Below are 660 nucleotides of genomic sequence, written 5' to 3'. Positions count from 1 at the left end.
CAACCACCTTGTGTGGGGGGAGCGGTCGAAGGTGGGGCCGGCGATTGGGACGAAGTCGTAACAAGGTAGCCGTACCGGAAGGTGCGGCTGGATCACCTCCTTTCTAAGGAGCACCAGCTGGCCAAGGTCGCTCATCCTTCGGGGTGGGGGTCGTGGTCGGTGGCCGCCGTTGACGGCGAATGTCCGTCAGGTGGCTGCTCATAGATGTGGAGCACTGGCTATTCAGCTCACCACACGTGTGAGCCGGCAAGTACCGCCTTCTGGACCTCGGTCCAGTGGGAGTGGGAACGACGGCGTCGGGCGTGTGGGGGGCTGGGCACGCTGTTGGGTCCTGAGGAAACGGGCTTTCGCCCGGTGACCTCGGATCGCGGGACCAGCCGCCCCATCCCTAGCTATAGGGGGTGGGGTGCTGGTGGGCCCGGTTGTTTTTTGAGAACTGCACAGTGGACGCGAGCATCTCTGGTGAACGACGGGATCTCGGTGACGGCCGCCCCTCCATGTTGGGGGGTGGGAGTTGTTCCGGGGTTTTGTTCGTTTATCTGCGATTTGTTTTGATCGTTTTGTGTGTTCAAGTTTTTTAGGGCATACGGTGGATGCCTTGGCATCAGGAGCCGATGAAGGACGTGGGAGCCTGCGATATGCCTCGGGGAGTCGGCAACC

The 660-nt window shown here is 61.5% G+C and carries 2 rRNA genes; both read left to right on the top strand.

The annotated features are described in order from the left end of the window. A 16S ribosomal RNA gene (locus ACH34S_RS41945) occupies positions 1–103 on the top strand; the annotation flags it as partial. 463 nt (positions 104–566) lie between these two features. Next, positions 567–660, top strand: a 23S ribosomal RNA gene (locus ACH34S_RS41940); the annotation flags it as partial.

Source organism: Actinomadura sp. 3N508 (assembly GCF_044326375.1).
In the GTDB taxonomy this organism is placed as follows: Bacteria; Actinomycetota; Actinomycetes; order Streptosporangiales; family Streptosporangiaceae; genus Spirillospora.
Note: the sequence above shows the minus strand (reverse complement) of the source record. Positions and strands in the feature narration are given on the sequence as shown.